The organism is Streptomyces sp. 1114.5, assembly GCF_003635085.1.
Taxonomy (GTDB): Bacteria; Actinomycetota; Actinomycetes; order Streptomycetales; family Streptomycetaceae; genus Kitasatospora.
The window spans coordinates 110,053-132,550 of record NZ_RBXE01000001.1 but is presented as its reverse complement, the minus strand read 5'-3'; the positions used below and the strand labels follow the sequence as shown (position 1 = coordinate 132,550).

Below are 22,498 nucleotides of genomic sequence, written 5' to 3'. Positions count from 1 at the left end.
CGACACGTCCGCCATCGACATGACCGCGCCCGCCCGGCGCGGCCCGCTGGGTCGGATCCGGGAGAGCCGCACGCTGCCCGGCCTCGCCCTGGGCGCGCTTTGCCTGGCCTACGCCCTGGGCGCCGCGGCCGGCTGGGGGTCCCGCCAACTCGCCGTCTTCATGGGTGACTTCGGCCTGGCTGCGGCCGCCCTAGCGGCTGCCCTGTCCTGCCTGGTGTACGGCTGCGCCGTCGGCGGCCACGCCCGCCCGGCCTGGCTGCTGTTCGGCCTCTCCTCGCTCATGGTCGCCATGGGCAACGGCACCTGGGGCTGGTACGAACTGGTCGTCCGCACCCCGCTGCCCCGGGACTCGCTCGCCGAGTACGCCTTCCTGCTGTTCGCCCCGCTCGCCATCACCGGCGTCCTGGTGCTCGCCCAGCGCCCGCGCTCGGCGGCCGGCTGGCTCTGCCTGCTGCTCGACGGCTGGCTGATCGCCGGCTCGCTGTTCACCCTCAGCTGGAGCCTGGCGCTCGGCCGGATCGCGGCCGGCGAGGGCGGCTCCCCGCTGCGCCTGGCCCTCAACCTGGCCTACCCGGTGCTGGACATCCTGCTGGTCAGCCTGGTGGTCGGGCTGCGCTTCGGCGGCCGGGACGGCAACCGGGCGGCGGTGCACACCGCGATGCTGGCGCTCGCCGTCACCGTCATGTGCGACGCCCTGTTCACCTCCCCGGAGCTGCGCAGCAGCTACCACTCGGGCGAACTGCTGGACGCCGGCTGGTTCTCCGGCAGTCTGCTGCTGGCCTGGGCGCCCTGGTCGCCGCGCTGGCGGCGCCCGCTGCGCGAGCACCCCTCGGCCGGCGGCCTGCCACGCCGCCGGGTGGCCACCACCTTCAGCGCGCTCACCCCGTACGCGGCCGCCGCGGTCTGCACCGCCGGCATCCTCTACAACGCCCTCGGCGGGCGCGAGTTGGACCGCGTGGTGGCCGCGGCCGCCTGCACCGTCGGGCTGGCACTGATCCTCAGGCAAGGCGTGATGCTGCTCGACAACCTGTCGCTGGCCCAGGAACTCGCCCACAAGGAGGCGCACTTCCGTTCCCTGGTGCAGGGCTCCAGCGACGTCATCATGATCGCCGGTGGCAACGGCGTGCTCTCCTACGTCTCCCCGGCCGCGCTCGGCGTCTACGGGCGGGACCCGGAGGAGCTCGTCGGCGGCAACCTGCTGGACCTGGTCCACCCCGAGGACGTGGACCGGGTGCTCTCCGAGGTCCGCCGCTACCTCGCCAGGGTCCGGCTCGCCGCCCACCGCGACCCGCGCACCGCCGAGCCCTCGGCCCGGGTGGAGTGCCGGATCAGCTCCGGTGGCGGGGAGTGGCTGCACGTCGAGTCCACCGTCAGCCGGCACCGCGACGGCCTGCTGCTCAACAGCCGGGACGTCACCGAACGCGTCATGCTCCAGGCCCAGTTGCAGCACAACGCCTTCCACGACCCGCTCACCGACCTGCCCAACCGGGCGCTGTTCACCCAGCGGCTGCGGGCCGCCCTCGGCACCCGCGGCCAGCAGGACGGGACCGGAGCCGGGATCGCCGTGCTCTTCCTCGACCTGGACGGCTTCAAGGCGGTCAACGACACCGCCGGGCACCAGGTCGGCGACGAGCTGCTGGTGCAGGCCGCCCGCCGGCTGCAGGGCGCCGTCCGCTGCGGGGACACCGTCGCCCGGTTCGGCGGCGACGAGTTCGCCGCCCTGGTCTGCGGCCCGCTCGGCCGCCTCCAGGTCCAGGAACTGGCCGAGCGGCTGCGCGTCGCGCTCTCCGAGCCGTACTGGATCGGCGGCACCGAGCTCGGCGTCGCCGCCAGCATCGGCATCGCCTTCGGCACCCCCGAACGCGGCCCCGCCGCCGACCCCAGAACCGCCGCCGACGAACTGATGCGCAACGCCGACCTCGCGATGTACCGGGCCAAGTCCGAGGGCAAGGGTCGGGTGGTGCTCTACGCCCCGGCGATGCGGGCCGACCTGGAACGCCGCAGCGAGCTGGAGGAACGGCTGCGACTCGCCGTCCGGGAGGGCGGCTTCACCCTGCTCCACCAGCCCGTGGTGGACCTTGCCGACGGCACGGTGAGCGGCGTCGAGGCACAGGCCCGCTGGCGCTCGGCGGGCGGCCTGCTGCTCACCCCGGCCGAGTTCCTGCGCTCCGCCGAGCACGGCGACGCCGCCACCCGGTTCTCCCGCTGGCTGATCCACGAGGCGGTCGTCGCGGCCGCCGCCCGGCGCGGCCTCGGCCGGGCGGGCCGCGGCCCGGCGGGGCCCGTCCCGGTGGCCGTCCGGCTCTCCACCGAGCGGCTCTGCTCACCGGGGCTGTACGAGACGGTGGCGGCCGCACTGCGCGACAGCGGGCTGCCGGCCAGCGAATTGGTGATCGAGGTGGCCAGGATGGGCTCGGACGCGCTCGCCGACGAACTCGGCCGCCGGCTGGCCGCGCTGCGCCGGCTCGGCGTCTCCACCTGGCTGGCCGGCTACGGCGCCGGCAGCGGCTCGCTCGGCGCCCTCGCCCGGCTGCCCCTGGACGGCCTCAAGCTGGACCGCACCCTGGTCCAGGACCTCGGCGAGTCCTCGCTCGCCCGTACCCTCGCCGGGCACGCCCTGCGGCTCGGCCGCGACCTCGGGATGGCCACCGCCGCCGAGGGGGTGGACCTGCCCCGGCAGGTCTCCGTCCTGGGCGAACTCGGCTGCGGCCAGGCCCAGGGCTCCGCCTTCGCCCCGCCGCTGGACGAGCCCAGGCTGCGCCGTGCGCTGGCCCGCCGCGGCTACCCGCTGCCGACCCCGCTCGGCCCGCTCGCCGCCCGCCGGTCCCACCAGGCCGCCGACACCCGGACGAGTGGCCGCACGGACACCGCCCCGGGACGTGGCGTACATCACCACGGCGGCGCTGACCTGCCCGAACACCCGGCCGTCAGCGGTCCGGCCGGGGGTCCGCATGGCGAGACGGTCATCCCACCTGCTTGACACGCAACCCCGGACGGGAGGATGGTCGTTGCCATGCGCACCCGAATTCTCGTACTTGGCGGGCGCGTCGGCTGACAGGGCTCGCACGCCCTGCTCGTGACAGACCGACGCGCCACCCCTCGCATGCCCTTGGGCACGAGGGGTTTTTTGTTGCACTGACGCTGTTCCACCCTGCAAGACCCCTGGCCTCGGCCGCCCGAGAACTCCCGACTTGTCGGATTCGGCGGGACGATTGAGGCAGAGCCGGCGATCGACCCGGACCGGGACCCCTCCCTCGCAGCACCGGGGCCCGCAGCACCTGGTCGGCAAAACCCGAGAAGAGACAGGCAGATGACCGAGCACGCCGCATCCCCCCGCCGTGGGGACAACCCGGCCGCCAACGCTCCCCAGCACGTCGTCGAGACCATGACCGGCGCCCAGTCGCTCATCCGCTCGCTGGAGGCCGTAGGCGCGGACACCGTCTTCGGCATCCCGGGCGGGGCCATCCTTCCCGCGTACGACCCGCTGATGGACTCCGCCAAGGTGCGCCACATCCTGGTCCGGCACGAGCAGGGCGCCGGCCACGCCGCCACCGGCTACGCCCAGGCCACCGGCCGGGTCGGGGTCTGCATGGCGACCTCCGGCCCGGGCGCGACCAACCTGGTCACCCCGATCGCCGACGCCTACATGGACTCCGTGCCGATGGTCGCGATCACCGGCCAGGTCGCCTCCAAGGCGATCGGCACCGACGCCTTCCAGGAGGCGGACATCTGCGGCATCACGATGCCGATCACCAAGCACAACTACCTGGTCACCGACCCGGCCGAGATCCCTCGGGTGATCGCCGAGGCCTTCCACATCGCCTCCACCGGCCGCCCCGGCCCGGTGCTGGTCGACATCGCCAAGGACGCGCTGCAGGCCACCACCACCTTCCGGTGGCCGGTCGAGGCCTCGCTGCCCGGCTACCGTCCGGTCACCAAGCCGCACGCCAAGCAGATCCGCGAGGCCGCGAAGATGCTGGTCGGCGCGAAGCGCCCGGTGCTGTACGTCGGCGGCGGCGTCATCAAGGCGCAGGCCACCGCCGAGCTGCGGATCCTCGCCGAGCTGACCGGCGCCCCCGTGGTCACCACCCTGATGGCGCTCGGCGCCTTCCCGGACAGCCACCCGCAGCACCTGGGCATGCCCGGCATGCACGGCTCCGTCCCGGCCGTCACCGCCCTGCAGAAGTCCGACCTGCTGTTCACCCTCGGCGCCCGCTTCGACGACCGCGTCACCGGCAAGCTGGACGGCTTCGCCCCCAACGCCAAGGTCGTCCACGCCGACATCGACCCGGCCGAGATCGGCAAGAACCGCCCGGCGGACGTGCCGATCGTCGGCGACGCCCGCGAGGTGCTCGCCGACCTGATCGTCGCCGTCCAGGCCGAGTTCGACGCCGGCCACAAGGGCGACTACGCCGAGTGGTGGGAGAAGCTCGACGAGTGGAAGAAGACCTACCCGCTCGGCTACGAGCCGGCGCCCGAGGGCCGCCTCTCGCCGCAGCAGGTCATCGAGCGGATCGGCAAGCTGGTCGGCCCCGAGGCGATCTACGCCGCGGGCGTGGGCCAGCACCAGATGTGGAGCTCGCAGTTCATCCGCTTCGAGAAGCCCGGCACCTGGCTCAACTCCGGCGGCGCCGGGACCATGGGCTACGCCGTCCCCGCGGCGATGGGCGCCAAGGCCGGCCGCCCGGAGAGCACGGTCTGGGCCATCGACGGCGACGGCTGCTTCCAGATGACCAACCAGGAGCTGGTCACCTGCGCCCTGAACGACATCCCGATCAAGGTCGCGGTCATCAACAACGGCTCACTGGGCATGGTCCGGCAGTGGCAGACGCTGTTCTACAACCAGCGCTACTCCAACACCGTGCTGCACTCCGGCCCGGACCACGACGGCATCGAGCCGCCGGCCCAGGGCACCCGGATCCCCGACTTCGTCCTGCTGTCCGAGGCGATGGGCTGCGTCGGCCTGCGCTGCGAGCGGCCCGAGGACCTGGACGCGGTCATCAAGCAGGCGATGGAGATCAACGACCGCCCGGTCGTCATCGACTTCATCGTCCACCAGGACGCGATGGTCTGGCCGATGGTCGCGGCCGGGACCAGCAACGACGAGATCCAGTTCGCCAAGGGCGTTCGCCCCGACTTCGGCGACGACCTCGACTGACAGCCCCTTCCGGAACGACTGAGGAACGACCGAGGAACCACATGTCCAAGCACACCCTCTCCGTCCTGGTCGAGAACAAGCCCGGCGTGCTCGCCCGCATCGCCGCACTGTTCTCCCGTCGGGGCTTCAACATCGACTCCCTCGCCGTCGGCCCGACCGAGCATCCGGACGTCTCCCGGATGACGATCGTGGTCAACGTCGAGGACCTCCCGCTGGAACAGGTCACCAAGCAGCTCAACAAGCTCGTGAACGTGATAAAGATCGTCGAACTCGACCAGGCCGCTGCGATCCAGCGGGAACTGGTCCTGGTGAAGGTCCGCGCCGACAACGAGACCCGGTCGCAGATCGTCGAGATCGTCCAGCTGTTCCGCGCCAAGACCGTCGACGTGTCGCCCGAAGCGGTGACCATCGAGGCCACCGGCAGCTCGGACAAGCTGGAGGCCATGCTCCGGATGCTGGAGCCTTACGGCATCAAGGAGTTGGTCCAGTCCGGCCTGGTCGCCATCGGCCGCGGCGCCCGTTCGATCACGGACCGGTCGCTGCGCGCCCTCGACCGCAGCGCGTGAACAGCGCGAGACGGCGACCCGTCCCCCGTCTCAAGCACTGAAGCAAAGACCCCACACCCCGTCGGGTGCGCATACGGTAGGCACCGCGTACCCGGCACCCATGATGCAAGGAGATGTGCCCCCGTGGCCGAGCTGTTCTACGAAGACGACGCCGACCTGTCCATCATCCAGGGCCGCAAGGTCGCGGTCATCGGCTACGGCAGCCAGGGCCACGCCCACGCGCTGTCCCTGCGCGACTCCGGCGCCGACGTCCGGGTCGGCCTGAAGCCGGAGTCCAAGTCCCGTGCCAAGGCGGAGGAGGCCGGCCTGCGCGTCGTCACCCCGGCCGAGGCTGCGGCCGAGGCCGACGTCATCATGATCCTGGTCCCGGACCCGATCCAGGCCGACGTCTACGAGGCCGACATCGCCCCGCACCTGAAGGCCGGCGACGCCCTGTTCTTCGGCCACGGCCTGAACATCCGCTTCGGCTTCATCAAGCCCCCGGCGGACGTCGACGTCTGCATGGTCGCCCCGAAGGGCCCGGGCCACCTGGTCCGCCGCCAGTACGAGGAGGGCCGCGGCGTCCCGGCGATCGTCGCGGTCGAGCAGGACGCCTCGGGCAACGCCTTCGCCCTGGCGCTGTCGTACGCCAAGGGCCTGGGCGCCACCAAGGCCGGCGTCATCAAGACCACCTTCACCGAGGAGACCGAGACCGACCTGTTCGGCGAGCAGGCCGTCCTCTGCGGTGGCACCGCCGCCCTGGTCAAGGCCGGGTTCGAGACCCTGGTCGAGGCCGGCTACCAGCCGGAGATCGCCTACTTCGAGTGCCTGCACGAGCTGAAGCTCATCGTCGACCTGATGTACGAGGGCGGCCTGGAGAAGATGCGCTGGTCGGTCTCCGAGACCGCCGAGTGGGGCGACTACGTCACCGGCCCGCGGATCATCACCGACGCCACCAAGGCCGAGATGAAGAAGGTCCTCGCGGAGATCCAGGACGGCACCTTCGCCAACACCTGGATCGCCGAGTACAAGGCCGGCCTGCCCAAGTACAACGAGTACAAGAAGGCCGACGAGGACCACCTGCTGGAGACCACCGGCAAGAAGCTGCGCTCGCTGATGAGCTGGGTCAACGAGAAGGCCTGACGCTTCTCCGACTGCCCGATTCCGTAACCGGCTTGTACAAGTAGGCTGCTCTCGTCCGGGTGATTTCGCCGGACGGGAGCAGCCTGGCATCCAGCCCGTCGATACACTCCGAGTGCGCGTCAGGCCCACAGCGTCGTGCGTCTACCTACGCGGCATGCCACCTTCCCCCGGCCTTTCACGCCCACCTGCGCGCCGGGGGGACCGCAGAGTTAAGGACACACTGTCGTGAGCACTGTGACATCCAAGACCGCCGTCGTTCTGATCGCCGAAGAACTGTCGCCCGCCACCGTCGACGCCCTCGGTCCGGACTTCGAGATCCGCCACTGCAACGGTGCCGACCGCAACGAGCTGCTCACCGCGATCGCCGACGTCGACGCGATCCTGATCCGCTCCGCCACCAAGGTCGACGCGGAGGCGCTGGCCGTCGCCCGCAAGCTCAAGGTGGTCGCCCGGGCCGGCGTCGGCCTGGACAACGTGGACGTCGCCGCCGCCACCAAGGCCGGCGTGATGGTGGTCAACGCGCCGACCTCCAACATCGTCACCGCCGCCGAACTCGCCTGCGGCCTGCTGATCTCCGTCGCCCGCAACATCGCGCCGGCCAACGCCGCGCTCAAGCAGGGCGAGTGGAAGCGCAACAAGTACACCGGCGTCGAGCTGAGCGAGAAGACCCTCGGCGTCGTCGGCCTGGGCCGGATCGGCGTGCTGGTCGCCCAGCGGATGTCCGCGTTCGGCATGAAGATCGTCGCGTACGACCCCTACATCCAGGCCGCCCGCGCCGCCCAGATGGGCGTCAAGCTGGTCACTCTGGAGGAGCTGCTGGAGGTCTCGGACTTCATCACCGTCCACCTCCCCAAGACCCCCGAGACCATCGGCCTGATCGGCGACGAGGCGCTGCACAAGGTCAAGCCGACCGTACGCATCGTCAACGCCGCCCGCGGCGGCATCGTGGACGAGGAGGCGCTGGCCGCCGCGCTGCGCGAGGGCCGGGTGGCCGGCGCGGGCCTGGACGTGTACGCCAAGGAGCCGTGCACCGACTCCCCGCTGTTCGCCTTCGACAACGTGGTCGCCACCCCGCACCTGGGCGCCTCCACCGACGAGGCGCAGGAGAAGGCCGGCATCGCGGTCGCCAGGTCGGTGCGCCTCGCGCTGGCCGGCGAGCTGGTACCGGACGCCGTCAACGTCCAGGGCGGCGTGATCGCCGAGGACGTCCGCCCGGGCCTGCCGCTGGCCGAGAAGCTCGGCCGGATCTTCACCGCGCTGGCCGGCGAGGTCGCCGTCCGGCTCGACGTGGAGGTCCGCGGCGAGATCACCCAGCACGACGTCAAGGTGCTCGAACTGTCCGCGCTGAAGGGCGTCTTCGAGGATGTGGTGGCGGAGACGGTGTCCTACGTCAACGCCCCGCTGTTCGCCCAGGAGCGCGGCGTCGAGGTCCGCCTGACCACCTCCAGCGAGAGCCCCGAGCACCGCAACGTGATCACCGTGCGCGGCACGCTGGCGGACGGCGAGGAGATCGCCATCTCCGGCACGCTGGCCGGCCCCAAGCAGATCCAGAAGATCGTCGGCGTGGACGCCTTCGACGTGGACGTGGCGCTCACCGACCACATGGCCTTCTTCAAGTACGAGGACCGCCCCGGAGTGGTCGGCGTGCTCGGCCGCCACCTCGGCGACGCGGGCATCAACATCGCCGGCATGCAGGTCGCCCGGGACGGCGGCGGCGCGCTGGCCTCCCTCACCGTGGACAGCGAGATCCCGCAGGACGTCCTGTCGGCGATCGCCGCCGAGATCGGCGCCCGTTTCGCGCGCTCCGTCGACCTGGGTTGAGCCTGACGGCCCCGTGGGGCCCGGACCGCCGTTGCGACGGTGGTCCGGGCCCCGCTGCGTTCCCGGGGGTCACTGCCGTCTCAGATACTAGGAAATCCAAGTATTCGTGCAGACACCGCCGGGCCGTGGCCGTACCGTGGAAGAGCCATACGGTGTGCCGCCCCTGTAGCCAGGGCGTTCGGCCCGTGTGAGCGTGCGCCATCACGGGCGGGCGACCCCTGCCCCCGCGCTCCCTCCCGTCGCCCACCGCCCCCTTCTTCGGGGCGCGCTGCGCGCGGCACCTCCGTCTCCCCGTTCTTCCGCCACGCCCTCCCGCGTGCCGCTTCCAAGGAGCCCGGTATGCCCTCCACCGCCGACCGCCACGCCACTGCCGCCCCTGCCGCCACCCCCGTCCGCGCCCCGCGCCGCCGCCGGGCCGCCGAGCGGAACCCCTTCGCGGCCGCCGCCCTGCAGCGCTCGCTGGACCGCCGGGACAACGGCGGCGTGACCGGCCACCACTGACCGGCGCTCCGGGTGGCGTTCATCGGGCTACTGCTCCGACCGGGCTGACCGTCCGTCACTCCGTAGAGTGCAACCCGGGTCCATCCGAGGGAAGTTGCTCGCCCCCGCCGACGCGATCATCCTAATTTGGGGCCCCCGGAAGGGTGATCGGCGTCCGCGCGGGCGGGCGTCAGCGACACGGCGTGCGGATCAGTCCCCCCTGCCGGGGGAGAGGGCCCAGTGCGTCTGCCACCCCTTCGCCGACCTGTCGCCCGGATCGGCCTCACCCTGGCCCTGCTGGCCGGGAGCGTCGCCCTCGCCGCCGCCCCGGCGGCGGGCGGCCCACCGTCCGCGGGACCGCCGGGCGGCAGCCCGCCCGCAGGCCGGACGGCCTCCGTCCTGCTCGAACTCGCCACCGAGGCGGCCGGCCCCGCCTGGCAGCGGGCCGCCGACGGAGCCCGGCGGGAGCGGCGCTCCCCCGAGGCCGTCCGCCGGGAGGCCGCGCGGGCCGGTGCCGACCAGCGGTCCCGGGCCGGGGAGGCGCTGGACCGGCTCGCCGGGGCCGTCCACCGGGCGGCGCCCGCCGCCCGCGAGCTCTACCGCACCCGCACGCTGCTCACCGGCCTCGCCGTCAGTGCGCCCGCCGACCGGCTGACCGCCCTGCGGGCGCTGCCCGGCGTCCGGGCCGTCCACCCGATCGTCAACAAGCGGCGCGACAACGCCCACTCCGTCCCGCTGACCGGCGCCCCGCAGGTCTGGGCCGGCGGGGCCGTGCCCGGTGGATCCGCGCTCGGTGGATCCGCGGCCGGCGGCAACACCGGCACGGGGGTGCGGATCGGGATCATCGACAGCGGGATCGACTACACCCACGCCGACTTCGGCGGTCCCGGCACCGAGGAGGCCTTCCGCTCGGTCGAACGCGGCAAGCCCGCGCCGCCCGCACTGTTCCCCACCGCCAAGGTCGTCGGCGGCAAGGACCTGGTCGGCGACGACTACGACCCGGACCCGGCCTCCCCGACCCACCAGCCGGTGCCGCACCCCAGCGACAACCCGATCGACTGCGCGCGCAACGGCCACGGCACCCACGTCGCCGGCACCGCGGCCGGGTACGGCGTCACCGCCGACGGCCGCCCGTACCCCGGGCCGTACGGGCCCGGGCTGGACCCGGCCGGGTTCAGGGTCGGCCCCGGCGCGGCCCCCGGCGCCCAGCTGTACGCGATCCGGGTGTTCGGCTGCGACGGCTCCACCGACCGACTCGCCCAGGCCCTCGACCTCGCCGCCGACCCGAACGGCGACGGCGACCTCGCCGACCGGCTCGACGTCGTCAACCTCTCGCTCGGCAGCCGCTTCGGCAGCACCGACGACACCGACGCCCTGGCCGTCGACCGGCTCGCCGCGCTGGGCACCGTCGTGGTCGCGGCCGCGGGCAACGACGGCGACGCGTACGGCATCGGGGGCAGCCCCGGCACCGCCGCCCGGGCGATCACCGTCGCCGCCTCCGTGCACGGGCACGCCGACGTGGACGGCCTCACCGTGCTCGCCCCCGCCGCCCTGGCCGGCGTCGTCCCGGCGCACTGGAGCGCGCGCTACCAGGGCTGGGCGAGCGCCGACGTCAGCGGCGAACTCGCCCTGCCCGCCGACCAGTCGGACGGCTGCACCGCCTTCGACGAGGCCGACCGGCAGCGGCTGGACGGCCGGATCGCCGTCCTCGCCTGGAAGACCGCCGAGGCCGAGCGGGCCTGCAACTCCGGCCCGCGCGCCGACCACGCCGCCGACGCGGGCGCGATCGGCGTGCTGTACGCCGCCGACACCGACCACCTCGCCGAGATCGCCGGCAACGACCGCATCCCCGCCGCCCTGCTCGCCCACGCCGACGGCGAACGGCTGCGGCAGGCCGCGGCCGCCGGGCCGGTACGGGTCCGGCTCGCCGCCCCCGGCAACCCGCTGCACGGTTCGGTCGCCCAGGACCAGCCGGCCCGCCTCGACACCCTCACCGACTTCACCTCGCGCGGCATCGGCGTGCCCGGAGTGGTCAAGCCCGACCTCGCGGCCCCCGGCGAGAGCATCTGGTCCGCCCTGGTCGGCAGCGGGGCCGGCGGCCAGCGCGAGAGCGGCACCTCGATGGCCACCCCGCACGTCGCCGGGCTCGCCGCGCTGGTGCGCGCCGCACACCCGGACTGGTCGGTCGAACAGCTCAAGGCCGCGCTGATGAACACCGGCGCCGACACCTACGTCGGCGACGACCGCACCGGGCCGGTCTACGGGCCCGAGCGCACCGGGGCCGGCCGGGCCAGGGTCGACCTCGCCGTGCGCACGCCCGTCGTCGCCTACGCGGCGGGGGAGGGCGCCGAGCAGGGCGGCGTCGGGGTCTCCTTCGGGCCGGTCGCGATCGGCGGGCCGACGGAGCTCGGACGGGACATCGAGGTCCGCAACCTCTCCTCCGCGCCGCTGAGTTACCGAACCGGCTACGCGGCGGCCACCGAACTGCCGGGCGCCGCCTTCACGGTGACCCCGGCGCAGGTCGACGTCCCGCCGGGCGGCACCGCGCGGGTGCGGGTGACGCTGTCCGTACCGGGGGAGTTGGGGCGCACCCCCGACCCGACCATCGACCGCGTGCAGGGCGGAAAGGCCCGCAGCTACCGGGGCGAACTCTCCGGCCGGGTGCTGCTGACCCCGCTCGCCGGCGGCACCCTGCCGCAGCTGCGCGTCCCGGTGTTCGCCGCCCCGCGGCCCGCGAGCGACCTCACCGCGACCGCCACCGCCCGTACCGCGCGCGACGGCACCCTCGTCACCCTCGGCGGTCGCGCCGCCCCCGGCGCGACCCCCGGCCTGGTCACCGCCCTCGCTCTCGGCGGCCGGGGCGCCCGCTGGGCCGACTGCCCGGCCGGCAGCGGCGCCGCCGTCGGCCCGGGCGCGGGCATCCGGCCGGAGGACGCCGCGGACGGGCCGGACCCGGCCCAGGAGGTCTGCGTCGACCACCCCGGCGAGCGGGCCGCCGACCTGCGGGCCGTGGGTGCGGCCGTCGACCCCGACCTGCTGTACGTGGGCGCGCAGCTCTGGGCCCCGGCGGCGACCCCGGTCGGGCTGTACGGCGTCCGGGTCTCGCTGGACACCGACGGGGACGGCACCACCGACGTCGTCCTCAAGGCCGACCGGCTGCGCGGCAGCGACGTCCTGGTCTCCCGCGCCCTGGACGCCCGGACCGGGGCCGAACTGGACGTCCAGCCGCTCAACGCGCACTGGGGCGACGCCGACACCGCCCTGCTGGACAGCGACGTGCTCGTGCTGCCGGTCCGGCTGAGCGCGCTGCCCGGCGTCCGGCCGGGGCACAGCACCGTCCACTACGGCGTCTGGACGGGCGTCGCCGCCCCCGGCCTCCCGGACCCGGCCGAGGCCTTCTCGGCCGTCGGCCTGCGCGGCACCCGTCCGGCCGTCCCGCTGGACGTCCTGCACCCGGCCCTCACCGTCCGGGCCGGTCTCACCGGCCCACCGGCGGTGCTGGCCGCCGTCGGCCCGGGCACCGTCCTCGACGTGCACCGCGCGGCGGGCGCCGACCCGGGGCTCCTGCTGCTGCACCACCTCAACCCGGGCGACCGGCGGGGGCAGGTGGTCACGCTGCCCTGACCACGTCCTGGAGGAGGGCGGCCCGCCGACGGCGATCGGCGGGCCGCCCTCGGCCTTCGGTCTCCGGTCACGCCCCGCCGGTGGCGGCGATCCGGCGGCGCTCGCGGCGCGGGACGTGGGCGGGGCGGCGGCGGGCGAGCCGGGTGAAGACCGCGACCAGGGCGAGGACGGCGGCGGTGGCGGAGGTGACGACCAGGCCCTCCGAGAGGCCGGGCGGGCGGAAGGTGCAGGCGAGCCGGGAGGCGCCCCCCGGGCCGAGCGGGACGCCGAGCATGCCCAGCACCTTGGTGGGGGCGGCGGGCCGGCCGCCGTCGACGGCGCAGCTCCAGCCCTCGGTGGCGGGCACCGAGAGCAGCGCGGTGCCGGTGGAGCCCGCCGGGAGGGTGGCCGCGAGGGTGTGCCCGCCGGCCTCGACGCGGGTCGCGCCGGTGGCGGTGAGGCGGGCGACGGCGGCGTCCAGGGCGTCCGTCCGCAGGCAGCCGATCGGGCGGGCCGGGACCTGGCTCACGGTGTCGGAGCGCAGCGTCACCCGGACCACCCCGTCCGCCGGGACGGTCCCCAGCCGGTGCACGGCCACCGCCGTGGTGGGCTGCTCGCCGTCACTGCGGTACTCGGTGCCCAGGCCGCTGACCGTGCCGCGGTACCAGACGCCGTGGAAGTACGCCGTCGAACCGGGCGTGCAGGCGGCGGTGAAGACGGTGCCCTCCGTGCCGGGCGGCACCGACCAGCCGCTGGTGCCGTGCAGGGTGGGCGCGGGCCCGCCGGCCGGGACGGGCAGCGGGGCGTCGTACACCTGGCTGCCCAGCAGCGACTCCTGCCGGGACCAGACCGAGGAGGTGTCCGGGCGGGCGCCCGGCGGCAGCACCGTGATCAGCGGTGGCGCGGGTGCGCGGCCCGGGGCGAAGCCGTACGGCGGCGGCCCGTCGTCCAGGTGCGCGCGGACACCGAACAGCGCCCGGCCGACCGGGTCGGTGACGCTCGCGGTCTGCCGCCCGCCGGCCGTCCAGCCCGCGCCGAGGTCGTGCAGCAGCAGGGCGGTGACGGTCGGCAGGTAGCCGCTGAAGTAGCCGCCGCCCTGGCCGTTCAGCAGCAGCGGGTCGTTGGCGGTGAAGGCGTGCGGGCCCGGGTCGCTGCGGCCGCGCGGCCAGTCGTCGGCCGCGTGGACGGCTGCGTGCCCGGCCCGGACGGCCGTCGCGGAGACGCCGTCCGGGGGCGCCCCGCCGAGCGCCGCGTACCCGGACCAGACCGCGTTGCCGGCCACCGCGGCGCCGATCACCCAGGTGGCGGCGGCGTTCGCCCGGCGGTCGGGGTGGTGGCGGTCCAGGATCCACAGCGCGGTGAGCAGGACGGCGCCGCCGACGGTCAGCAGCACCCAGGTGGCGGGGCGCACGGAGTGCCGGCTCGCCGCCAGCCCGGCGATCACCGCGACCACGGCGGCGCCGCCCAGCAGGGTCGGTGCGTCCGGCCGGTGCGCCAGCGACACCCAGCCGGCCAGCACCAGCAGCCCGCTGAGCACGAAGGCGACCCGGTACGGCCCGCCGGCCGGGATCGCCAGGCCGTGCCAGACCAGGACGGTCGGGGTCCACACGAAGCTGAGCACCACCAGCACCAGGGCCGCGCACCAGACCGCCCGCTCGCGGATCCGCACCCGCCGGTTGAACGGCAGCCCGCACACCAGCAGCAGCCCGAACAGGCCGATCGCCACGTCCGGCAGCGGGCGCCCGCCGTGGGTGGCGGGCAGCAGCTGGGCGAGGTGGCCGCCGATCCCGGACGGGCCGAGCGGCTGCACCGGGGACTCGGGCTGCGCGCCCTGCGCGGCCCGGATCGCGACGAACAGCACCGGGGAGGCGAGCAGCACCCCGGCGGTGGCCATGGTGACGGCTCGGCCGGTGGTCCGGACCCGGTGCCGGAACGGCCGCGCGGTGGCGAACAGCCGGAGGGCGAGGAGCAGTCCGGCGACCAGGGTGGCCAGGGCGGCGGTGTAGAGGTTGCCGGCCCAGGCGAGGGCGACGCACAGCGTGCCGGCCACCCAGCGGCGCTCGTGCAGGCACCAGTCGGCGGCCAGGCCGAGCAGCGGCAGCGAGACCAGGCCCCAGAGCCACATCGGCGCGGCGCCGCCGACGTCCAGCACCCAGGCGCACAGCCCGTAGCCGAGGGCGGCGAAGACCCGCAGCCGGCGCGGGCCGGGGTGGACGCGGCCGAGCAGGTGGGCCATCAGGGCGGTGCCGAGGCCGATGGTGGCCAGGGTGACCAGGAAGACGGCGAGCGGGCCCTGGTCGCGGGGGAGGAGCGCGGTGGGCCAGGAGAACGGGTTCATCAGGTAGGCGAAGAAGTCCGCCAGGAACGGGACGCCGTACCCGCTGTTCCAGTTGAAGAGCAGGTCCCCGGCGGCCTCCCCGTGCAGCAGGTCCCACAGGTGGGCGTGGTACGGCACGGCGACCGCCTCCACCCCGGCCGGCCACCGCCCCCGCAGGCCCGCCGCCAGCGCGTACCCGCCCATCGCCAGCCCCGCCGCACCCCCGCAGACCAGCACCTCCCGCCGTCGCTCGGCCCTCACCCACGCGCCCCGTTCTGCCAGTGACCCCGGATCCCGCCACCCTAAGCGCGCCCCCGGCGCGGATTCGGTCACCCGCGCTCCCTCGAAGAGGTGGCGCCCGAGGAGGCTTTGCCGAGTAGCCTGAGAGCGCCGCCAGGATGCCCGTATGGGAGGAACCATGAGCATCGAGCCGTACCCCGACTGGCTTCGCCCGCCGGTCGGCGGATACACCGCCGAAGACCTGGACCGGCTGCCGGATCTCCCGCCGCACACCGAGTTGCTTGACGGGAGCCTGATCTTCGTGAGTCCGCAGACGCGATTTCACATGCGCACCCTCCGCAGGCTGGAGCAGGCGCTGGAGGCCGCCGTGCCGGACGGATGGGAGGTCTGCCGGGAGATGGGGGTCAAGCTCAACCAGCGCAACAGGCCCGAGCCCGATCTGGTGGTCGTGGACGAGCGGGGAGACACCGGCCCGAGGCAGACCTTTTCCGTCGTGGAGGACGTGCTGCTGGCCGTCGAGGTCGTGTCCGAGGAGTCCCAGGACCGTGACCGCCAGGTAAAGCCGCCAAAGTACGCGGCTGCCGGCATCGCGCACTTCTGGCGCATCGAGAGCGACGACGAGGGACGCCCCATCGTTCACGTGTACGAGCTGGATCCGGCCACCGGCAGCTATGGCCTGACCGGGATCCACCACAAGCAGCTCAAGCTGGAACGCCCGTTCCCGGTTGACATCGACCTCACCTGACGGCGCGGCATGTCCGCATGATGGACGCGAGGTGTCAGCACCTGGGACGGCGGAGTAGGGTCCGAGCATGTCTCGCACCATTCGTCTCGCAGTTGTCCCGGGTGACGGCATCGGTCAGGAAGTGGTGGCCGAAGGCCTCAAGGTCCTGGGTGCCGTGCTTCCCGCCGATGTGAAGCTGGAGACCACCGAGTACGACCTCGGGGCCCGGCGCTACCACCGGACGGGGGAGACGCTGCCGGACGACGTGCTGGCGGAACTGAAGTCGTTCGACGCGATCCTGCTGGGCGCCATCGGTGACCCGAGTGTGCCGTCGGGGGTGCTGGAGCGCGGGCTGCTGCTGAAGCTGCGGTTCGCCTTCGACCACCACATCAACCTGCGCCCCGGCCGGCTGTTCCCCGGGGTGTCGTCCCCGCTGGCCGGCACCGAGTCCGACGGTGCGTCTCCGACACCACGCGAGATCGACTTCGTGGTCGTCCGCGAGGGCACCGAGGGCCTGTACGTCGGCAACGGCGGCACGCTGCGCGCCGGGACGCCGCAGGAGGTGGCCACCGAGGTCAGCCTGAACACCGCGTACGGCATCGAGCGCGTGGTGCGCGACGCCTACCGCCGGGCCCAGGCGCGGCCGCGCAAGAAGCTCACCCTGGTGCACAAGAACAACGTGCTGGTGCACGCCGGGCACCTGTGGTCGCGGATCTTCGCCGAGGTCGGCGCGGAGTTCCCCGAGGTCACCACCGACTACCTGCACGTCGACGCGGCGACGATCTTCTTCGTCACCCAGCCCGAGCGCTTCGACGTCATCGTCACCGACAACCTGTTCGGCGACATCCTGACCGACCTGGCCGCCGCCGTCACCGGCGGGATCGGCCTGGCCGCGAGCGGCAACATCAACCCGAGCGGCGAGTTCCCGTCCATGTTCGAGCCGGTGCACGGTTCGGCGCCGGACATCGCCGGCCAGGGCAAGGCCGACCCGACCGCCACCGTGCTGTCGGTCGCCATGCTGCTGGAGCACCTCGGCTTCGACGCCGAGGCCGCCAAGATCGAGGCCGCCGTCGCGGCGGATCTGGCCGAGCGCTCCGGCACCCGCAGCACCGCCCAGGTCGGCGACGCGCTCGCCGCCCGAGTATCCGGGTAGCGGGCCGGATCCGAAAGCGGAGTTCCGGCCGGCGGGCCGGACCGACAAGGTTTCCGGCCAGGTGGGCCGGACCGCATAACCGCAGCTTGCAGCTCTCAAAGGAGCGGGCAACTGTTCGGCACGGCCCTCTGGATGCGAGTATCGACAGTGGGCCGTGCTGCTGTGCGTTCATTCCGGCGTCAGAACGCCGAAACGTCTCTGCGGTGGTGGCGGCCCCGACCAACCCCACGGTGAAGGAAACAGCCATGAGCACGCCCACCCAGGCGCCCATCACGTTCGACCTCAAGCCCTCCGCCCACCCGCTGCCCGCAGCGGAGCGACAGGCTCGGCTGACCAACCCCGGTTTCGGCCGGGTCTTCACCGACCACATGGTCACCATCCGCTGGACCGAGGGCGTGGGCTGGCACGACGCCCAGCTGGCGCCGTACGCGCCGCTGGAGATCGACCCGGCGAACATGACCCTGCACTACGGCCAGGCGATCTTCGAGGGCCTGAAGGCCTACCGCCAGGCCGACGGCTCCATCGCCACCTTCCGTCCGGAGGCCAACGCCGCCCGCTTCCAGGCCTCGGCCCGCCGCCTGGCCATGCCGGAGCTGCCGGTCGAGACCTTCGTCGAGGCCGTCGAGCTGCTGGTGCAGCAGGAGCAGGAGTGGGTCCCGAACGAGCCGGAGCAGAGCCTCTACCTGCGTCCGTTCATGTTCGCCACCGAGGTCGGCCTGGGTGTCCGCCCGGCCAACTCCTACCTCTTCATGATCATCGCCTCGCCGGCCGGCGCCTACTTCCAGGGCGGCATCAAGCCGGTCTCGGTCTGGCTGTCCAAGGAGTACGTCCGGGCGGCGCCCGGCGGCACCGGTGCCGCCAAGTGCGCGGGCAACTACGCCGCCTCGCTGGTCGCCCAGGCCCAGGCCGCCGAGAAGGGCTGCGACCAGGTCGTCTGGCTCGACGCCGCCGAGCACCGGTGGGTCGAGGAGATGGGCGGCATGAACCTGTACTTCGTCTTCGGCGAGGGCAAGGACGCGAAGATCGTCACCCCGGAGCTGTCCGGCGCCCTGCTGCCCGGCATCACCCGCGACTCGCTGCTCCGGCTCGCCGCCGACCTCGGCTACGCCGTCGAGGAGCGGAAGATCTCCACCGACGAGTGGCAGCAGGCCAACGCCGACGGCACCCTCACCGAGGTCTTCGCCTGCGGCACCGCCGCCGTCATCACCCCGGTCGGCTCGGTCAAGTCCGCGGCCGCCGACTGGACCGTCGGCACCGGCGAGCCCGGCCCGGTCACCATGGAGCTGCGCAAGGCGCTGCTGGCGATCCAGGGCGGCCAGGCCCCCGACACCCACGGCTGGCTGCACAAGATCGTCTGATCCCGGTCGTCTCGTCCCACGGGCGGTCCGCACCGCCCCCGGCCTGCCCGTTCCGCATCGCGAGACGGGCAGGCCGGACCCCGGGGAGCTGTGCCAGACTGCGAGCGTGTCCTCGCTTTCGCTGATTATCGGCAGCAGGCGCGCCGGTCCGCAGTGACCGCTTCCGCAGGACCCGATGCGGAGCGACCACCAGCGTCCAGACCCGCGCGCAGACCTCTCGCACCCGCGAGGGGTTTTTTTGTTTCCCCGGACCGGCCGGGAGCCTCCACAAGGGGCTCAGGGACACCGGGGCGCGCCGCGGGATGCTGGACAGTGGAGCCGGGACGTGAAAATCCGGCAGAGCAGTACGACTCCCCGAAACGGAGCACCAGAGGTCATGACCGAGGTCAGCCGTACCGACGACAGTTTCCACGTGTTCGACACCACGCTGCGCGACGGCGCCCAGCGCGAGGGCATCAACCTGACGGTGGCGGACAAGCTGGCCATCGCCCGGCACCTGGACGAGTTCGGGGTCGGCTTCATCGAGGGCGGCTGGCCCGGCGCCAACCCGCGTGACACCGAGTTCTTCGCCCGCGCCGCCGCCGAGCTGGAACTGCGGCACGCCCAGCTGGTCGCCTTCGGCGCCACCCGCCGGGCCGGCGGCCGGGCCGCGGACGACCCGCAGCTCGCGGCGCTGGTCAACTCCGGCGCCCCGGTCGTCACCCTGGTCGCCAAGTCCCACGACCGGCACGTGGAGCTGGCGCTGCGCACCACGCTGGACGAGAACCTGGAGATGGTCCGGGACAGCGTCGAGTTCCTGCGCTCCCAGGGCCGCCGGGTGTTCATCGACTGCGAGCACTTCTTCGACGGCTACCGGGCGAACCGCGAGTACGCCCTGTCGGTGGTGCGCGCCGCGCACGAGGCCGGGGCCGACGTGGTGGTGCTCTGCGACACCAACGGCGGGATGCTGCCGGCCGACGTCCGGGAGATCGTCGCCGAGGTACTGGCCCGCACCGGCGCCCGGCTCGGCATCCACGCCCAGGACGACACCGGCTGCGCGGTGGCCAACACGCTGGCCGCGGTGGACGCCGGCGCGACCCACGTCCAGTGCACCGCCAACGGCTACGGCGAGCGGGTCGGCAACGCCAACCTGTTCCCGGTGGTCGGCGCGCTGGAGATCAAGTACGACCGCCGGGTGCTGCCCGAGGGCCGGCTGGCCGAGATGACCCGGATCTCGCACGCGATCGCCGAGCTGGTCAACCTGGCCCCCTCCACCCACCAGCCGTACGTCGGTTACTCGGCCTTCGCCCACAAGGCGGGCCTGCACGCCTCCGCGATCAAGATCGACCCGGACCTGTACCAGCACATCGACCCCGAGCGGGTCGGCAACACCATGCGGATGCTGGTCTCCGACATGGCCGGCCGGGCCTCCGTCGAGCTCAAGGGCAAGGAGCTCGGCTACGACCTCTCGGCCGACCGCGACCTCGCCGGGCGGGTGGTGGCCAAGGTGAAGGAGCAGGAGAACCTCGGCTACACCTACGAGTCCGCCGACGCCTCCTTCGAACTGCTGCTGCGCGACGAGGTGCGGGGCAGCCGGGACCGCTTCTACACGCTGGAGTCCTGGCGGACCATCAGCGAGCAGGGCCCGAAAGGGCTCTCCGGCAACGAGGCGACCGTCAAGCTGTGGGCCAAGGGCGAGCGCCGGATCGCGGTGGGCGAGGGCAACGGCCCGGTCAACGCGCTGGACCAGGCGCTGCGCACCGCGCTGGAGGGGATCTACCCGCCGCTGGCCACCTTCGAGTTGGTGGACTACAAGGTCCGCATCCTGGAGGGCCAGCACGGCACCGGCTCCAAGACCCGGGTGCTGATCGAGTCCACCGACGGCACCGTCACCTGGTCCACCGTGGGCGTGGCCGACAACGTGGTCGCCGCCTCCTGGCTGGCGCTGGAGGACGCGTACACCTACGGCCTGATCCGGGCCGGGCTGGAGCCGACCGAGTAGGCGCTCCCCGGCGCGAGGTGAGGCCTATGGACCCGAAGGTCCATAGGCCTCACGCGTACTGCTCAGCGGAGTCGGGTTCCGCGGAGCGGGGGTTCAGCGGAGTCGGGCGAGGAGGGCGTGTTCGACGAGGGTGATGAGGGCGCTTTTGGCGCTGTCCCGGCGGCGGGCGTCGAGGGTGATGACGGGGGTGTCGGTGCCGAGTTGGAGTGCTTCGCGGACTTCGTCGGGGGTGTGGGGCTGGTGTCCGTCGAAGCCGTTGAGGGCGACGACGAAGGGGAGTCCGCTGTTCTCGAAGTAGTCGAGGGCGGGGAAGCAGTCGGCGAGGCGGCGGGTGTCGACGAGGACGACGGCGCCGATGGCGCCGCGGACGAGGTCGTCCCACATGAACCAGAAGCGGTCCTGTCCGGGGGTGCCGAAGAGGTAGAGGATGAGGTCTTCGTCGAGGGTGATGCGGCCGAAGTCCATGGCGACGGTGGTGGTCGTCTTGCCGGAGACGTGGCTGAGGTCGTCGATGCCGGCGGAGGCCGAGGTCATGACGGCTTCGGTGCGCAGGGGGTTGATCTCGGAGACGGCGCCGACGAGCGTGGTCTTGCCGACACCGAAGCCGCCCGCAACGACGATCTTCGCGGAGGTGGTGGCGCGGGTGGGGGCGGCCGCGTTAGAGCTTGCGAAGTCCACTGAGGACCCTTTCGAGCAGCGTGACGTCGGGCTGGTTTCCGGATTCGCCGCCGGAAGCGGGCTGGTGGATGGCGACCAGGCCGGCTTCGGCGAGGTCGGCCACGAGGATGCGGGCCACTCCCAGGGGAAGGGAGAGCAGCGCCGAAACCTCTGCGACGGACTTGACCTCCGTGCACAGCGTGCAGATCCGCTGGTGCTCGGGGAGGAGGGTGGCCAGGCGCTGCGGATCGACGTCGGCGGAGACCAGTGCCTCCAGCGCGAGTTCGTAGCGCGGCCGGGTGCGACCGCCGGTCATCGCGAACGGGCGGATCAGCGGGCCGGAGTCGGGTTCGTCCTCGAACTCCTCGACGTGGCCGGGCTCCTGGGCCGGCTGGTAGCCGGGGGCCGGGTCGGGCGTCGGGGCCGGAGTCGGCCAGCCGTTCGACTGCGGGCCGGGCGCCGGGGCGCCGTACGAGGGCTGCGGCCGGCCGTACTGGTCGTACTGGCTCTGGTGGCCCTGCTGGCCCTGCTGCGGGTCGTACTGACCCTGTCCGCCGTGCTGGTCGTGCTGGCCGTACTGCTCGTCGGGCCGGGAGTACGGGTGCTGGGGCTGCCCGTACTGGTGCCGACCGTACTGCTGACCGTGGCCGACGCCGGGTGCTCCGAAGGCGTCATGGCCTGTGCCAGGGTACGGAAGACCGTACTGGCCGCTGCGGTCGTCGGGCGGTGTCACGGTTCCTCTCCTCACAAGGTGCGGCGGTGCGGTGCGAGCTTCGGCGCAGGTCCGGAGCCGGTGGTGCGAAGGCCGTACAACGTCCGAACCCGAGCCCGCCGAAGCGGGCCCGGGAAGGACGCGGAGGTACTTCGAATACCTGGACGGTATCCGACGAACCGTCAGTGCAGGAGACTGCCCTGGAGTTCCGCGCGGAGTGCGGGGGTGAGGACGGCGCCTGCGCGGTCGACGAGCAGGGCCATCTCGTAGCCGACGAGGCCGATGTCCGAGTCGGGGCTGGCCAGGACGGCGAGGGCGGAGCCGTCGCTGATGGCCATGAGGAACAGGAAGCCCCGTTCCATCTCGACGACGGTCTGGTTGACCTCGCCGCCCTCGAAGATCCGGCTGGCGCCGGAGGTGAGGGAGGTGAGGCCGGAGGCGACGGCGGCGAGCTGGTCGGCGCGGTCGCGCGGGAAGCCCTCGGACATGCACAGGAGGAGGCCGTCCGCGGAGACCACCACGGTGTGGGACACCCCGGGGGTGTTGTCCACGAAATTGGTGATCAGCCAGTTCAGGTTCTGTGCGGCCTGGCTCATCTGAGTCAAC

Annotated in this window: 15 protein-coding genes; 11 read left to right on the top strand and 4 right to left on the bottom strand. The window is 73.3% G+C overall.

Features of this window, described 5'->3' with window-relative positions:
- Positions 1-19 precede the first annotated feature (19 nt).
- From BX285_RS00565 to BX285_RS39075, 7 genes are all read left to right on the top strand, one after another.
- On the top strand, positions 20-2,980 hold the full coding sequence (locus tag BX285_RS00565) for a bifunctional diguanylate cyclase/phosphodiesterase (RefSeq protein ID WP_121177115.1): 2,961 nt from the start codon (positions 20-22) through the stop codon (positions 2,978-2,980).
- Between the two features lie 330 nt (positions 2,981-3,310).
- Positions 3,311-5,158, top strand: coding sequence for an acetolactate synthase large subunit (locus BX285_RS00560; protein WP_121174192.1), 1,848 nt, complete (start codon positions 3,311-3,313; stop codon positions 5,156-5,158).
- Positions 5,159-5,199: 41 nt separating this feature from the next.
- On the top strand, positions 5,200-5,724 hold the full coding sequence (gene ilvN / locus BX285_RS00555) for an acetolactate synthase small subunit (protein WP_097236150.1): 525 nt from the start codon (positions 5,200-5,202) through the stop codon (positions 5,722-5,724).
- Between the two features lie 123 nt (positions 5,725-5,847).
- Entirely contained in the window at positions 5,848-6,846 is a 999-nt protein-coding gene (gene ilvC / locus BX285_RS00550; protein WP_097236149.1) for a ketol-acid reductoisomerase, read from the top strand.
- A 234-nt stretch (positions 6,847-7,080) separates the two neighbouring features.
- Positions 7,081-8,667, top strand: coding sequence for a phosphoglycerate dehydrogenase (gene serA / locus BX285_RS00545; protein ID WP_097236148.1), 1,587 nt, complete (start codon positions 7,081-7,083; stop codon positions 8,665-8,667).
- 339 nt (positions 8,668-9,006) lie between these two features.
- Positions 9,007-9,168, top strand: coding sequence for a hypothetical protein (locus BX285_RS37025; RefSeq protein ID WP_097236147.1), 162 nt, complete (start codon positions 9,007-9,009; stop codon positions 9,166-9,168).
- A gap of 219 nt (positions 9,169-9,387) precedes the next feature.
- On the top strand, positions 9,388-12,771 hold the full coding sequence (locus BX285_RS39075) for a S8 family serine peptidase (protein ID WP_121174191.1): 3,384 nt from the start codon (positions 9,388-9,390) through the stop codon (positions 12,769-12,771).
- Positions 12,772-12,838: 67 nt separating this feature from the next.
- Here BX285_RS39075 and BX285_RS00535 read toward each other — a convergent pair whose 3' ends face one another.
- A complete protein-coding gene (locus BX285_RS00535) occupies positions 12,839-15,328 on the bottom strand; it encodes a YfhO family protein (protein WP_147465090.1) in 2,490 nt (829 codons plus the stop codon).
- A gap of 157 nt (positions 15,329-15,485) precedes the next feature.
- On the opposite strand from BX285_RS00535, the gene BX285_RS00530 reads away from it, so the two are divergent.
- The 4 genes from BX285_RS00530 (at position 15,486) to cimA (ending at position 20,523) form a co-directional block, all read left to right on the top strand.
- Complete coding sequence (locus BX285_RS00530; RefSeq protein WP_183106967.1) at positions 15,486-16,052, top strand: Uma2 family endonuclease; 567 nt, start codon at positions 15,486-15,488, stop codon at positions 16,050-16,052.
- Positions 16,053-16,119: 67 nt separating this feature from the next.
- The gene (locus BX285_RS00525; protein WP_097236143.1) at positions 16,120-17,184 is read left to right on the top strand and encodes a 3-isopropylmalate dehydrogenase; all 1,065 of its coding nucleotides are present in this window, start codon (positions 16,120-16,122) and stop codon (positions 17,182-17,184) included.
- Between the two features lie 245 nt (positions 17,185-17,429).
- A complete protein-coding gene (locus BX285_RS00520; RefSeq protein ID WP_097236142.1) occupies positions 17,430-18,542 on the top strand; it encodes a branched-chain amino acid aminotransferase in 1,113 nt (370 codons plus the stop codon).
- 376 nt (positions 18,543-18,918) lie between these two features.
- On the top strand, positions 18,919-20,523 hold the full coding sequence (gene cimA, locus BX285_RS00515; RefSeq protein WP_097236141.1) for a citramalate synthase: 1,605 nt from the start codon (positions 18,919-18,921) through the stop codon (positions 20,521-20,523).
- A 93-nt stretch (positions 20,524-20,616) separates the two neighbouring features.
- Here the strand turns inward: cimA and BX285_RS00510 are convergent, their stop codons facing one another.
- The 3 genes from BX285_RS00510 to BX285_RS00500 all read right to left on the bottom strand — a co-directional run bounded on the left by BX285_RS00510 (position 20,617) and on the right by BX285_RS00500 (position 22,488).
- On the bottom strand, positions 20,617-21,201 hold the full coding sequence (locus BX285_RS00510) for an ATP/GTP-binding protein (RefSeq protein WP_097236140.1): 585 nt from the start codon (positions 21,199-21,201) through the stop codon (positions 20,617-20,619).
- Entirely contained in the window at positions 21,182-21,913 is a 732-nt protein-coding gene (locus BX285_RS00505) for a DUF742 domain-containing protein (protein WP_121174188.1), read from the bottom strand. The genes BX285_RS00510 and BX285_RS00505 overlap by 20 nt, the downstream gene beginning before the upstream one ends.
- A 161-nt stretch (positions 21,914-22,074) precedes the next feature.
- Positions 22,075-22,488 (bottom strand): roadblock/LC7 domain-containing protein, encoded by a 414-nt coding sequence (locus BX285_RS00500; protein WP_097236138.1) that lies wholly within the window; start codon positions 22,486-22,488, stop codon positions 22,075-22,077.
- Positions 22,489-22,498: the final 10 nt, after the last annotated feature.